The organism is Aeromonas jandaei (genome assembly GCF_037890695.1).
Taxonomy (GTDB): Bacteria; Pseudomonadota; Gammaproteobacteria; order Enterobacterales; family Aeromonadaceae; genus Aeromonas; species Aeromonas jandaei.
Map to the genome: position 1 here is coordinate 555274 of NZ_CP149571.1, position 13855 is coordinate 569128.

At 60.7% G+C, this 13855-nt stretch carries 13 protein-coding genes; 3 read left to right on the top strand and 10 right to left on the bottom strand.

Annotated features, from left to right (window positions below; genetic code table 11):
- Positions 1-35: 35 nt before the first annotated feature.
- Entirely contained in the window at positions 36-476 is a 441-nt protein-coding gene (locus WE862_RS02795) for a DUF2214 family protein (protein WP_042030217.1), read from the bottom strand.
- A 128-nt stretch (positions 477-604) separates the two neighbouring features.
- On the opposite strand from WE862_RS02795, the gene WE862_RS02800 reads away from it, so the two are divergent.
- Complete coding sequence (locus WE862_RS02800) at positions 605-2203, top strand: sensor domain-containing diguanylate cyclase (RefSeq protein ID WP_225628310.1); 1599 nt, start codon at positions 605-607, stop codon at positions 2201-2203.
- A 92-nt stretch (positions 2204-2295) separates the two neighbouring features.
- On the opposite strand, the gene WE862_RS02805 is transcribed toward WE862_RS02800, so the two are convergent.
- The 6 genes from WE862_RS02805 to WE862_RS02830 are packed head-to-tail and all read right to left on the bottom strand — an operon-like array spanning position 2296 to position 7567.
- Positions 2296-2955, bottom strand: coding sequence for an HAD family hydrolase (locus WE862_RS02805; RefSeq protein WP_042030183.1), 660 nt, complete (start codon positions 2953-2955; stop codon positions 2296-2298).
- 39 nt (positions 2956-2994) lie between these two features.
- Positions 2995-4002 carry an ABC transporter ATP-binding protein gene (locus WE862_RS02810; protein WP_042030184.1) on the bottom strand — a complete coding sequence of 336 codons (1008 nt, stop codon included), beginning with the start codon at positions 4000-4002 and terminating at the stop codon, positions 2995-2997.
- A gap of 6 nt (positions 4003-4008) precedes the next feature.
- Positions 4009-4785: an ABC transporter permease gene (locus tag WE862_RS02815; RefSeq protein WP_042030185.1), complete on the bottom strand. Its 777-nt coding sequence runs from the start codon at positions 4783-4785 to the stop codon at positions 4009-4011.
- Entirely contained in the window at positions 4778-5677 is a 900-nt protein-coding gene (locus WE862_RS02820) for an ABC transporter permease (RefSeq protein ID WP_042030186.1), read from the bottom strand. Before WE862_RS02820 ends, WE862_RS02815 begins: the two co-directional genes overlap by 8 nt.
- A complete protein-coding gene (locus WE862_RS02825) occupies positions 5677-6510 on the bottom strand; it encodes an alkaline phosphatase family protein (RefSeq protein WP_042030187.1) in 834 nt (277 codons plus the stop codon). The genes WE862_RS02820 and WE862_RS02825 overlap by 1 nt, the downstream gene beginning before the upstream one ends.
- A gap of 10 nt (positions 6511-6520) precedes the next feature.
- Positions 6521-7567 (bottom strand): ABC transporter substrate-binding protein, encoded by a 1047-nt coding sequence (locus WE862_RS02830; RefSeq protein ID WP_033115526.1) that lies wholly within the window; start codon positions 7565-7567, stop codon positions 6521-6523.
- Positions 7568-7779: 212 nt separating this feature from the next.
- Between WE862_RS02830 and WE862_RS02835 the strand changes: the two genes are divergently transcribed.
- Positions 7780-8592, top strand: a complete 813-nt coding sequence (locus tag WE862_RS02835; RefSeq protein WP_042030189.1) for a UTRA domain-containing protein — start codon at positions 7780-7782, stop codon at positions 8590-8592.
- Positions 8593-8632: 40 nt separating this feature from the next.
- Here the strand turns inward: WE862_RS02835 and WE862_RS02840 are convergent, their stop codons facing one another.
- Together WE862_RS02840 and dcuC are read right to left on the bottom strand one after the other, a co-directional pair.
- A complete protein-coding gene (locus tag WE862_RS02840) occupies positions 8633-9397 on the bottom strand; it encodes a helix-turn-helix domain-containing protein (RefSeq protein WP_042030190.1) in 765 nt (254 codons plus the stop codon).
- Positions 9398-9827: 430 nt separating this feature from the next.
- Positions 9828-11198: a C4-dicarboxylate transporter DcuC gene (dcuC, locus tag WE862_RS02845; protein WP_033115529.1), complete on the bottom strand. Its 1371-nt coding sequence runs from the start codon at positions 11196-11198 to the stop codon at positions 9828-9830.
- An 899-nt stretch (positions 11199-12097) separates the two neighbouring features.
- Between dcuC and WE862_RS02850 the strand changes: the two genes are divergently transcribed.
- Positions 12098-12724 (top strand): porin family protein, encoded by a 627-nt coding sequence (locus tag WE862_RS02850; RefSeq protein ID WP_042030191.1) that lies wholly within the window; start codon positions 12098-12100, stop codon positions 12722-12724.
- Positions 12725-12795: 71 nt separating this feature from the next.
- Here WE862_RS02850 and WE862_RS02855 read toward each other — a convergent pair whose 3' ends face one another.
- Positions 12796-13794 carry a sensor domain-containing diguanylate cyclase gene (locus WE862_RS02855; RefSeq protein ID WP_042030193.1) on the bottom strand — a complete coding sequence of 333 codons (999 nt, stop codon included), beginning with the start codon at positions 13792-13794 and terminating at the stop codon, positions 12796-12798.
- Positions 13795-13855: the final 61 nt, after the last annotated feature.

Consider the following 13855-nt stretch of genomic DNA (forward strand, 5'->3'; position numbering starts at 1 on the left):
TGATCCAAGATACCCGTCTCCCCACCCTCTTGTCTTTATGGCAGTGGATGTTTTACCAGCAGGGCGAAGATCAGCACCAGCAACATGTTGCCACGCAGGATCCAGATCACCCGGAATTGCTGCTGGATGGAGATCATCGGCGCGCGACCCAGCCGCAGGGAGCGGCGCCAGCGGTAGAAGAGACGGCTGGGGTAATCGAGCGATCCCACGATCACCAGAAAGAGCAGGGTCTGCATGCCGTGAGCCGGGTGGGCAAAGAGAGCAGCCAGCGAGCCGGCATGTTCGAGCGCCAGCAGACAACCGGTGGCAAAGATGCCGAACAGGGCCAGTGCCGAAACCCCGTCCACCACCAGCAGACGGCGCACTCGCACCATGTTGAGCCCGCGGCGAAAAATGAGGTATTCGATGCACAGGGCGAGCAGCAGCAGAATAATACTGCCGTCATGGAGATGGCAGAGCAGAGAATGATTGAGCATCAGCAAATTCTCACATCCTGCCTTTAGACGCGCCGAACGCCATCATATATGCTGGTCTCACTCGAGCTGAAAAGGATCTCTTCATGCCCCGCGGTACGTCCAGGAATACGTGGTCATTAATCTCCCGCATGCGGTTGGGCCTCCTCCTGCTCTTTATCCCTGTTTTGCTGCTGGGCAGCATCTACTACCTGCATATGGAGCGCACCCTGCGCCACGAGCAGGAACAAAATCTGGTGGCCCGCAATACCCAATATCTGCACACCCTGCTCGAACCCTATCTGGAGACGCTCAAACGCCAGTTTACGCTGATTTACCAGCAGGTAAATTATCAGGACTTCATTGAGCCGACCATTCGCAACGGCGAACACTATCTGCAGTCGTGGCGGGCCTATCACAAGGTAATGGAGCTCGACTATGTCTATGTCGGCACCGAGTATCGCAAGATGCTGATCCACCCTGCATGGCAAGCTGACGAAAGGTTCGATCCCCGGGTTCGCCCCTGGTACAAGCTGGCGGCCAGCCACCCCGGCCAGATTGTCTTTACCGACCCCTACTACGACTACACCCTCGGTACCCTCACCATGGCGCTGGCACGGGTCATCCTGACCCCGGACGGCAAACGGGTCGGTGTGCTCTCCCTCGATACCCAGCTCACTCCGCTCGCCAGCTGGCTCAACAACAAACGCGGTGTGGATTATCACAACGGGCAGGGTTATCAGATGCTGATCAACCACGAGGGGCTGGTACTGGCTCACCCGGACCGCGCCCGCGTCTTCAAGCCGCTGACCGACCCTACATGGCTGACACGGATGAAGGGCGATCAGGGCTTCTTCCTCGATAAGGCAAGCGGCCAGATGGTCGCCTACAACCGCATTCCCGAGCAGCGCTGGATCCTGCTCAGCGTCGAGCCTACCGCCAGCATGCAACGGGTGATCGACAGCGTCTCCGTCAACGTGCAGCTGATGATCGGCGTAGCCTGCGTACTCTATCTGCTGCTCGCCATGCTCTGGTCCCGCTACTTCCGCCGCATGCTGGGCGAAATCACCCTGCTGATCCGGGCCAGCCGCTCCGGCGGTATCGCCTACAACGGTCGCCGCATGCTGGAGCTGGCCAAGGTCTACGAAGAGATGGATGCCGCCAGCCAGGACTTCGCCCAGATCCGGCTGCAAGCCAATCAGGACAAGCTCACCGGCCTCTACAACCGCCGCTTCTTCGACGAGTGCCTGCAACAGCAGATCAAGCAGGGCCACCCCTTCGGGCTGGTGATGTTCGATCTCGACAACTTCAAACGGGTCAACGACACCTTCGGCCACCAGACCGGTGATGTGGTGCTCAAGCGGGTGGGCAAACTCGGCATGCGACTGTTCCACGACTGGGGCTGGTTCTGCCGCTATGGTGGCGAGGAGCTGGTGCTCATCTTCCGCTACGGCGAGGATCAACCCATGCTCCCCTCCCTGCTGGAGACCTTCCGGATCGGAGTGGAGCAGCTGGAGTGGCGCGAGGTGGATCTCACCATCACCATCAGCGGCGGCGTCGCCTTCAGCAAACCCGGTATGTCTGGCAAAGATCTGATTGAGCTGGCAGACAACGCCGTTTATCGCGCCAAGCGGGAGGGGAAAAACCGCATCTGCTTCCCGCAAAACGGCGAACAGACAACACAGCCGGATGAACCGCGTCCCGCGGACAAGGCGTCTGATGAGGAGCCGCTACGCGCCAACGAGGCATGACAGCCAACAGCTGCGCTCAGATAAAAAGAGAGAGAGGCCTTCCAGCCTCTCTCTTTTTTCATCACCACTTTTTCATCGCCACCAACCGGTACTCAAAGCTGGCGCTGCCACTCCAGCACGGGCCAGCCCAGCTCCTCGGCCTGCTGACGCAGCGCGGGGGCCGGATTGACCGCATGGGGATGGCTCACCGCCCGCAGCATGGGCAGATCGTTGTGAGAATCGCTGTAACCAAAGCTTCCCTGCCAGAGGTTGTCCCTTCCGGCAAAGAGCTGGTTGATGCGGGCCACCTTGCCTTCGCGAAAACTGAGGGTGCCGCGGGTCTGGCCGGTCAGCATGCCGGACTCTTCATCGAGCTGGATGGCAACGCAGTGCTCCATCCCCAGCATCCGAGCCATGGGAGCAACCAGATGTTCGCCGGAGGCGGAGATGAGCACCAGCTCGTCGCCACGCTGGCGGTGCCACTCGATACGTGCCAGCCCCTCGGGGTAGATGCGCTCGCGCAGCACCTGCTCGGCAAAGCGGCTACAGAGCGAGTCGAGCCACTGGCGTGTCTTGCCCGCCAGCGGTTGCAGGGTGAAGGCCATGTACTGGTGCATGTCCATTTTGCCCTGATGGTAGAGGGACATCATCCCCTGCTCCTCGGCAATCATGCTGGTGGGGGCCAGCTCCTCGGCCACCATGTACTCCAACCAGAGGCTGGCGGAATCCCCGGCAATCAGGGTCTCATCCAGATCAAACAGTGCCAGTGCCATGGGCGCTCCTCGCAGTAAAAATGGAAATGAAATGCGGCCTCATGCTACCTCACAGAGTTGATCCCGGGCCACTACCAGGGTCACGGCGCGCCCCACCGGCAGCAGTTCGCGGGCCGAGCGGTTGAGGCAATCCACCGTCAGTACGCCTGCCTCGCAGGTCACCTGATAGCGGATGACGTTGCCAAGCAGCTGTTGCCCGCTGATCACCCCCGGCAGGTTCGGTTCGTCGCTGTGAGCGCCAGCCGGCAGCAGGGAGAGGGATTCGGGTCGCAGCGCCAGCTTGCCCTGAAAACGGGGGCCAAACAGCGACTTGCCCTGCTCGACGCCAAGCAGGTTGTAGTTGCCGATAAAGCTCGCTACAAACTCGCTGGCGGGACGGGTATAGATCTCCTCCGGCGTACCGCTCTGGACGATGGATCCCTTGTTCATCAGGAAGATCCTGTCCGACATGGTCAGCGCCTCCTCCTGATCGTGAGTCACGAAGATGGTGGTGAGCTCGAGGCGCTGCTGGATCTCGCGGATCTGCTGGCGCAGGCTGCGGCGGATGCGGGCATCCAGCGCCGAGAGCGGCTCGTCCAGCAGCAGGATCCGCGGCTGCACCACCAGAGCCCGGGCCAGCGCGACCCGCTGACGCTGGCCACCGGAGAGCTCGGCCGGATAGCGGCGCTCGAAACCGGTCAGCTCCACCAGCTCAAGCGCCTCCTGCACGCTGGCGGCGAGATCCCGTCCCGGCTGGGGTTTCATCTTGAGGCCAAAGGCGACGTTGTCCCACACCGTCATGTTGGGGAAGAGCGCATAGCTCTGGAACACCATGCCGATGCCGCGCTTCTGGGGCTCCTGCCAGGTGATATCTTCACCGGCCACCCGCACCTGACCGCCATCCACCGGAGTGAGCCCGGCCAGCGCCCGCAGCAGGGTGGATTTGCCGCAGCCGGAGGGGCCGAGCAGGGTCACCAGCTCCCCCTTGCGAATGCCGAATTCGATCCCCTCGAACACTCTGGTATCGCCGTAGGATTTGTGCAGTTGATTCACTTCTAGATGGAACATGTTGATTCACCGATGAAATCTGTTGGCCGCCCAGGTGAGCAGCAGGGTCAGCAGGAAGTAGCTCATCACCAGCGCACTGGTGAAGTGGCCCGAAGTCGCGCGCATGTTGTAGAGGTAGACCTGCAGGGTCTCGTAACGGGTGCCCACCAGCATGTTGGCAAACACGAACTCGCCGAGCAGGAAGGAGAGCGAGAGAAACAGCGCAGCCAGCAATCCCTTGCGCAGGCAGGGGATCACCACCAGCAGAAAGGCGCGGCGGCTGCTCGCCCCCAGCAGGTGGGCGGCATCCATCAGATCTTTCAGCGGCACACCCTGCAAACTGTTGGCCAGCGCCCGGTACATAAAGGGGAGCACCACGGTGAACCAGGTGCCGATCAAGATCCACGGCGTGCCGATGATGGGCAGCACGCCGTCGGCGTAGACCTGCAGCAGCCCGACTGAGGAGACCACCGGTGGCACCGCAAAGGGGAGCAGGATCAACAGGTTCATCCAGGGATCCAGCTTGGGGAAGTAGTAGGCCACCACCAGCACGGTGGGTACCAGCACCAGCGTCCCCAGCAGCAGGGTGGCGAAACAGACCAGGAGGCTGCGGCCAAACGCCGCGAGAAAGCGCGGATCGCCCCACAGTTTGAGATACCAGTCGAGAGTGAAGCCATCCGGCAGCAGGGTCGCCCCCCAGCGGGTGGAGATGGAGTAGAGAAACGTGGCCAACAGCGGCAGCAGCAGGGTGGCGACCAGCCCACCCAGCACCCACTTGGGCCAGCGCGGCGTCAAATCATGCATGGGATTGCCCCTTGTTCACATAGCTCTTTTTCAGCAGCCACTGGTTGGCGGCCGTCACCACTCCCAGCAGCACCATCAGGATCACCGCCAGCGCCGCCGCCATATTGGGCTCGAGGAAGATGTCGCCGGAGACCAGACTGGCCACCCGGATGGTCACCAGATTGAAGTTGCCGGTGGTGAGGGCGTAGGCGGAGGCATAGGCCCCCACCGCGTTGGCAAACAGGATGATCAGGGTGCCAAGCAGCGCAGGCGTTAGCACCGGCAGCGCCACGTGCCACACATACTGCCCCTTGCTCGCCCCCAGCAGCGCGGCCGCTTGCGGCCACTCATCCTGCAGCGCATCGAAGGCCGGATAGAGCAGCAGCAGGGCGAGCGGGATCTGGAAGTAGGTGTAAATGAGGATAAGGCCCGACCCCGAGTAGAGGTTGAAGCCGTCGATCAATCCCCAGGATTTCAGCAGCAGGGTCACCGCACCGTTGATGCCGAGAATGATGATGAAGGCGAACGCCAGCGGCACCCCGCTGAAGTTGCCGGTCATGGTGACAAAGGCCAGCAGCACCCGCTTGACCCGCTCGCCGCTGTGACGCAGCGCCGCCGCCCCGAGGGTGCCGATGGCAAGCCCCGCCAGACTGGCGATACCGGCGATGCGCAACGAGTTGCCGAACGATTGCAGGTAGAAGGGGGAGCTCAAAATCTCCCGGTAGTAGTCGATGCCCCAGCCATCCGGGGTTTGGAAACTGCCCACCAGCACCCACACTATGGGGGCAAGCTGGAACAGGATCATCAAGAGGATAAAGGGCAGCAGCACCAGCGCGGGCAGCCAGTGGCGGCGCACCTTCTGCTTGGTTGCCACGGGTTGATCCACCAGGATCTCGGTGGTTGCAGGCATCATCAGTGCACCTCGCGCATAAAGGCGGCCTTGAGCAGCGGTGGCGCTGCCGGCTTGTCGTGGGAAACCCCCAGCAGATCCGCCATCAGGGCGCAGAGCTGGGTCTGGGCAATCGCCACCCCATCCGGCCAGCGCTCGACGAAAGCATCGCCAAACAGCCAGAGCGGCACAGTGCGCTCTTCAGGCAGGGTGCCGCCGTGGCTCAGGTCGTTGTTCATGCCGTGATCCGAGGTGATCACCACCTGATACCCCTCCGCCAGCCACTGGGGCAGCAGGTCGGCCAACAGGCTGTCCATCCGGCGCGCCTGATTGCGGTACTGGCGGGAATCGAAGCCAAACTTGTGGCCCGCATCGTCCACCCCCATCGGGTGGATCAGCAGAAAATCGGGATCGTACTGGCTGCGCAGCCACTCGCCATCCATCAGCAGATGGCTGTCGGGGTAGTTGTCATCCCAGTAGAAGCTGCCGTGCTGGATCGGCAGCTGCTCATCGTGAGTAAAGCGATCGCGGGCCGCCAGCCAGGGGCTCTTGTTGTAGAGCTCGCTCACCCAGTAGTAGGCCGCCGCTGCGGTGCGTTTACCCGCGGCGCGGGCCAGATGGAAAATGGAGTCATGCAGACTGAGACGACTCACCCCGTTGTGGGTGATGCCGCTCGCTACCGGCGGAACGCCGGTCAGGATGCACTCGTAGAGAGGCCGGGAGAGGGATGGCAGGGCGCAGCTGAGGGTCGTATAGAGGCCGCGCTCCGCCTCCACCATGCCTGCGAGGTAGCCCATCCCATGGGCTACCCCGGCAGAGAGGCCATCCACAAGTACCACTATCACCTTGTGTTGCACTGGCCGCTCCTTACTGCATGTAGATCATGACGTTCTCTTGCCACTGACGCGGCAGGGCCTTGGAGCTCTGTTCCCAGGCGGCGTGATCCTGGACCGGCTTGGCCTTGGCATACTGCTCGGCCGGCAGCAGCTTGGCCTTCACGTCATCCGGCAGCGCAACGTTGCTGCGGATCGGGCGGGCATAGCCGCGGGCCAGGTTGATCTGACCGGCATCGGAGAGGATGTATTCCCGCGCCAGCTTGGCGGCGTTGGGGTTCTTGGCCCACTTGTTGATGATGGTGGTGTAACCGGCGATGACGGAGCCGTCGCTCGGGATCACCACTTCAAACTTCTTGGGGTCGATCTGGTCGCGGTAGTTGAGGGCGTTGAAGTCCCACAGCACCCCCACTTCCACCTCGCCCTTCTCGATGTTGGCGATGGTCGGGTCGTTCAGCGACAGGCGACCCTGCTGGGCCAGCTTGCCGAACAACTCCAGGGCGGGCTTGAGATTCTTCTCGCTGCCACCGGTGGCATAGGCCGCCGCCAGCACGCCGTTGTTGGCTTGCGAGGCAACGCCCACATCGCCCAGGGTCACCTTGTAGTTGCCGCCCAGCAGGGATTGCCAGCTGGTGGGGGCGGCCTTGACCAGATCCTTGTTGATCAGGAAGGCGATGGTGCCGGTATAGGCCAGCATCCAGTGACCATCCGCATCCTTGGCCCAGTTGGGAATGTCGGCCCAGGTGGAGGGCTTGTAGGGCTGGGTGACCCCCTGCTTGACCGCCACCGGGCCGAAGGCGCCGCCCACGTCGCCGATGTCGGCGGTGGCGTTGGCCTTCTCGGCGGCGAACTTGGCGATCTCCTGCGCCGAGCTCATGTCGGTATCCTGATGCTTGATGCCGTAGATGTTGCCCAGCTGCTGCCAGGTATCCTTCCAGTTGGCCCAGCTGTCGGGCATGCCAATACTGCTGAGTTGCCCTTCGCCGCGAGCGGCCTTCTCAAGATCCGCGATGTTCTCGGCGGCAAACAGTGGCTGACTGATGGCCACCAGAGCCAGTGCACTTGCGATCACGCTTTTCATCATCCCATCCCTCTGGACTAGGTCAGTTAAGGTTCGAGAGGGATGCTAGAGGGGAAATATGACGGTCGCGGGGCGCTTTGATGGCAGTTTGATGACAATTGCCCTGTCATGTCGCTGTCATCCACAGCGGTTACAACTCTGAACCCAAGTGAAGCTGGACTACTCCAGCAAGGGCTGAACCAACAGGGGCCAGGCCAGCCCGCGCAGCCAGAATGAGCGACAGGGACATGAGCGTGATTGAACCGAGATTGAGCGAACGAGTAGCGGCAGATGGCCGCGCCTCCAAGTGTGAACAGATTTGCCAGACCCTGCGCCGCTATATCGGCAGCGGCCAGCTGGCGGCGGGGCAGCAGTTGCCAGCCGAGCGGGCCCTGAGCGAGCGTTTTGCCACCACCCGCATCACCATCAAGGAGGCGCTCTCCAGCCTCGAGGCGGATGGTCTTATCTACCGGGCCGAGCGGCGCGGCTGGTTCGTGGCGCCGCCCCGCCTCACCTACGATCCCGCCATCCACACCCACTTTCACCAGTGGATCGGCGAGCAGCAGCGCACCGCCGAAACCCGGGTGCTGGCCCACGGCGGCGAGCTCGCCAGCAGCGAGCTGTGCCGCTGGATGGGGCTGGATCCTTTTACGCCGCTGTATGAAATTCGCCGCCTGCGCCTGATCGACGGTCGCCCGGTGCTCCATGTCAGCCACCATCTGCTGGCGAGTCGCTTTCCCGATATCGCCAGCGCACCGCTGGCCAGCTCCCTCACCGAGCTCTATCAGCAGCGCTATGGCATAGGCCAGGGTGGGGCGAGTCTCGAGATCACCCCCTCGGCGGCGCGCGGCGCCATCGCCCGCGCCCTCAATCTGGCGGAGGGGAGCGCCGTGCTGCGGCTGGTGCGGGTCAACTATGACGAACGGGGCGCGCTGGTGGATTGCGATATCGAACACTGGCGGCCAGATGCGATCCGTATCTGCCTCGATACCCGGGCGCTGCAACCGGCCACAAGCAGATCGCAGACCGTTCAATTCACGGAATAACCAGACACCAACAGAGCGGATCCCGCAGGATCCGCCGGGATCAGTTGTCGATATTGGGGATCATGTCGTCAAAGCTCTGATAGCCGCAGTCGGCCAGTTGCAGCGACATGGTGTAGGTCTTGCGGTGCTCCTGCGGGCCGATGGCGGGGCGGTTGAGCTTGAGCTCCTGATGCCAGTACTCCTTCATCCGCTCGATCAACCCCATCGCCTCGCTCTCGTTGAGATGGAGCTGGCAGAGCGCCAGATAGTTGTTCGACTTGTGCATGTTCTCCACCAGATACTCCCCCAGCATCGACATCGCCTGGCGCGCCTGCTGGCGGGCGAAGCGGCTGTGCTGCTCGAAGCTGATCCGCTCGCTGATGAGGAAGTGATAGCTGTTGTCGATGCCAAGCTGCAGGATGCCGAGCTTCTCCAGCTTGCGCAGATAGAGGTAGCAGGAGGCATCGGTCAGGCCGTACTCCCGCTTGAGATCGATCAACGTCTTGTCGCGCCAGAAGATGTTGGCCAGAAAGGCGTAGAGGCCCGGCTCGTTGTGAAACGCCTCGTCCTGCTCCTGAGTGAATACGGCGCGCCGGCTCTGGGCATCCTGGGTGCGCTCCAGCAGCTCCTCGAACGAGAGCCCCACCAGATGGCAGATCTCCAGCAGGGTATCGAACGGCAGGGAGGGCTTGTTCATCATCCGCTTGATGGTGGCAATGGAGACCCCCATCGCCTCCGCCAGCGTCTGATAGCGAATCCCCTTGTCGGTCAGGGTCTTCTTCAGGGTATCGAGGATCTGGGTGGCCAGGGTCTGGCTGTAGCTCACGGGACTCATCCTTGTAGTTGCATCATGACTGCATGGTTATGCCGCAGCGGGGTCGCCTCTATTTTTACCGCCAAGGCTCAGATATTGACACCAAAAAGATGGTGGTCGCCCGTAACCGGCTGAAATGGCGCCGAGGCCTGACCAGTTCCGGCCAGCGGTCGCAAAATCTGATACCTGCCAGCGCATATCCTTGAACCGGAAAACATTTTGCTAGTGCTGCATAGCTCATCACGCATACTTTTGTCGTATCGAATTCAAGACCCTTCCTGGTTTAGAAATCGATTGTTTGCTTCCAAATTTGTATTTTTTAAACCGCAAGGTTTTTCCTTTTTCCTGATCTTGAGCGGCGCTTGCAAAAGCACCGCTCTACTCTTTTTTGCGCCATGAAAAACGCCTGCCACAGGGCAGGCGTCAGCAGATGGCAATCCAATCAGATATAGCGAATGGCCGTCAGCGCCATCACCACCGCCATGCTCGCCATCATGGGGACGAAGGTGCGCTTCACCACATCCACCGGGCTCAGGTTGGCGATGCCGGAGACAGTGATGATCACCCCCGCCACCGGCGAGATGGTGCGGCCAATGCCGGCCGCGAACAGGATCGGCACCAGCAGCAACAGCGGGTTGATGTCGAACTGGCTGGAGACCAGCGGCACGATGGGAATAAACGCCATCACGGGGGCGTTGCCCGAACCGGTGATAAAGGCGGTCAGCAGGATAAAGAGCGAGAAGACCAGCGACAGCCCGAGCGGGTTGAGCTCGAACGACTTGGCCAGATCGATCAGCTGGGTGATGGCACCGATATTGGTGAGACCGGCGGAGAAGAACTCGGCCGCCAGCATCAGGGTCAGCACGCTGCCGAAGATCATCCCGGTGCCGGTCAGCCAGGCCTCGAAGTTGGCGAACGCCTTGTTGAGGGAGCGGTAGCGCAGCGCCTCGATGATGATGCAGAGGGTCATGGTCGACATCATGGCCACCGGAATGGTCATCTTGATGGCGCTGACAAACAGCTCGGAGAAGCCGAACAGAAAGACGAAGGGGATCACCGGCAGCAGGGCGTAGTAACCCGGGGTGTTCTCGTGCTTTGCCTCCAGCTCGTGCAGATATTTGCCCCGCTCGGCGGCGGTATCATGGCCATCCTTGCGGTCGCAGTAGCGCTGCCACGCGATATTGACGAAGGGGATGATCACCAGCAGCGCGATCTGGAACAGCAGCTGATGGTTCACCACAAACGGCATCACCTCGATATTGATCGCCTTGGCACCGATCACCGCATTGATTTGGCCGGGGCCAAACTCCCACGCGGTGGGGATGACGATGGTCGCCACCGCCGTCTTGGCACTGATCCCGGCGTTGCGCAGCAGCGGATAGAGGGTGCCCATCAGCAGCAGGGAGAGCGAGGTCGCCCCGGTGATAAAGACATAGAGGATGGAGACCAGCAGCAGGATGATCGCCAGCAGCACATAGGGGTTCTTCAGCGCCATGATGGGGCGGGAAGTGGCCTTCACCAGCGCCGCCGAAGCGCCGATCTGGTTGAGGTAGGTAGCCACCCCGGCAATCGCCACCAGGGTCAGACCGGTGGAGGCGAGGCGGGAGTTGGTCACCATGGCGAACTTCTCCCACAGATCGAAGAACCAGAAGCCCTGACTGTTCTCGGCCGGCAGGATCGGGTTGATCCCCGCCCACTGGGCATACGCCAGCAGCACCAGACCCGCGGTCAGCAAGGTCGCCTGAGGATTGAACCGCTTGAGCATGGCGTAGGCGACCAGCCCCACTACCACCAGAATCAATATTGTCGACATATTTATTATCCTTGTTGCAGCACCCGTGACGACCCGATTACATCTGATTGTTATTTCTCATAATCGGGATTCGGCAGCGTATCAGTCGCCCCCGGCAAATTGAATTGGTCAATGTGACCAGCGCCGCAATAATAAAGATTTAATCAATAGCGAAACACTCGGCAAAATATTGCCCTAACACACTCCGGATAATCAGAATGTGGAGCCCTTCAAAGTTGTCGTCAGGCCGCTGTGCGCGCCCTCATAAAATAGCGACTCACCCTGCCCGCCCCCTTTTTCGTCTCACCCATCGGCAAACGGCGCCGTGGCCAACCGGCCGGTCGGGTTCAGCCCGCTCGGCCCTTGTTCCTCCCGGGGCAGCCAGAGCGCAGATGAACGACACGTAGCAAAAGTGACCATTGGCGAGCAAAAAGACAGCAACAAAGAGAGTCAAACATCGCCTTTTGCAGATAAAAAATGCAGCCAGCCAAAAAATTTTGGCCACCGGCGACGAGATTCGACCGGTCAAAATAACAACAAAAAGTTGGCAATCGACCTCATTTACAACTGATTAATCATCATTCAGTTTGCAATCAGATGCTCCTTGCGGAGCGAAAAAGAAACCCAAGGGATATCAACCCCCTCCGGCCGATCGGCCAGCAAATAGTCCGGTTACGGTTATTTCGTTTATTTTGGTAATTTATAAATAAAGTGATAACTCTAAATTAATCATTAATTACCCAATTATTGTTTGTGCTGATTTTTATTTGCAGAAAATCACAGCCTGCACACGGGTTGTTATTGAAAAACGAGCTGACTATACTGCGCCGCCTCGAATACAGGAGTGCAGGAAATATTAATAACTTTCATGGATGAAAGAGTTCAATCACACGCAGTTCACACATCAGGACAGATAATCCATGAACAAGTTTAACAGTGCAGTTGCCCTCTCCCTGCTCGGTCTCACCCTCAGCGGCGCCGCGTGTGCCGAGGGCTGGTATCTCGGTCTGGATCTCACCACCTCCAAAATGGATCTGGATGGCGTGGCCCAGCGAGCGCACGACGCCAACATCATCGACGACCAGCTCGACGGTGGCAGCCTGATCGTCGGCTACCACCTCAACGACTGGCTGGCCATCGAAAGCGGTCTGCATGCCCAGCGCATGAGCCAGCTGATGTGGATCACCAGCCCGGGCCTGACCGGCTTCACCGACACCACCATCGACACCCGCAGCATCAGCCTGGCCGCCAAGCTGAGCCAGCCGCTGGCCTGGGGCTTCAGCGCCTACGCCAAGCCGGGTGTGGCCTACACCAGCACCGAAGTCGAGATGATCGGCAACGGCACCATCCTCGGCATGAGTGTTCAGGGTCGCCGCAGCGAGACCAAGGGCACCGTTCACCCCAATCTGGAAGTGGGCATCGACTACGCCTTCAACGACCATATCTCCGCCGGGATTGGTTACGAGCGCCAGTTCAACGCCATGACCCTGGGTGACGATCACTACTCCCTCGACACCCTCAAGCTGGGCATTCGCTACCACTTCTAAGGCGGCCGCGATCCCATGCAAAAGGGCCGCAGGTTTCACGCCTGCGGCCCTTTCCATTTGCCGTCCCGCGCTCAGCAGATCCGGTTCTTGCCCTGCAGCTTGGCCTGATAGAGCGCCCGATCGGCACGCACCATCAGGCTCTCCTTCTGCTCATCCTGCTCATACTCCGCCAGCCCGAAACTCAGGGTCGCCGGGCCGTGCGGGCAGATCGTCTCGCGCTGCAACAGCAGCTGGAACTTGCTCGCCACCAGTTGCGCCTCGGCATGACGGGTATTGGGCAGCACCACCATAAACTCGTCACCGCCCCAGCGGGCCAGCAGATCGATCTCGCGAATATGGCGGCGGATCAGCGCCACTATGTTGATCAGTGTCTGATCCCCGGTGTGGTGGCCATAGCTGTCGTTGATCTGCTTGAAGTTGTCCACATCCATGGCGATCACCGTGAAGGGCTGATGGAAGCGCCGTGCCCGCTCGCACTCCAGCTGCAACGCCCGCTCCAGCCGATAACGGCTGGCGGCGCCGGTCAGCGCATCGGTCTCTGCCAGCAGGCGATTCTCGTCCACTTTGCGTTGCAACTCCTCGTTGAGCCGCGCCAGCTCGGCGGTGCGCTCGGCGATCAGCTGCTCCAGCGAGTGGTTGCGCCGCTCCAGTTGCTCTTGCAGCAGCTTGCTGGCGTGGATATTGCGATGGGCGCCGATCATCCGCGCCACCGAGCCATCGGGATTGCGGGCAATAATGTGGCCACAATCCTCAATCCAGAGGTAATCGCCATCGCGGGTGCGGCAACGATACTCGGCGCGATACTCATGGGCGCTGCCATTGAGGCAGAGATCGAACTTCGCCATCACCGCCGCCATATCGTCGGGATGGATCACGCTCTCCCAGGTAAAGACGGTATTGCCGAGGGAGTGCGGTTCATAGCCCAGCATCTGATACCAGCCGGGATTGCGATAGACAAAGCCGGTATTGGCATTCCAATCCCAGATGCCGTCGCTGATCACCTCCAGAATCCCGTGTACCACAGACTCGCTGAGGTCGGAGATCCTGACCGGATCACTCTCTTTGCGCATATGAACTCATCCTCTCTTCTTGCCTGCGTCACTCTTGTCTGCCCACCAAACGGCGTTGTCG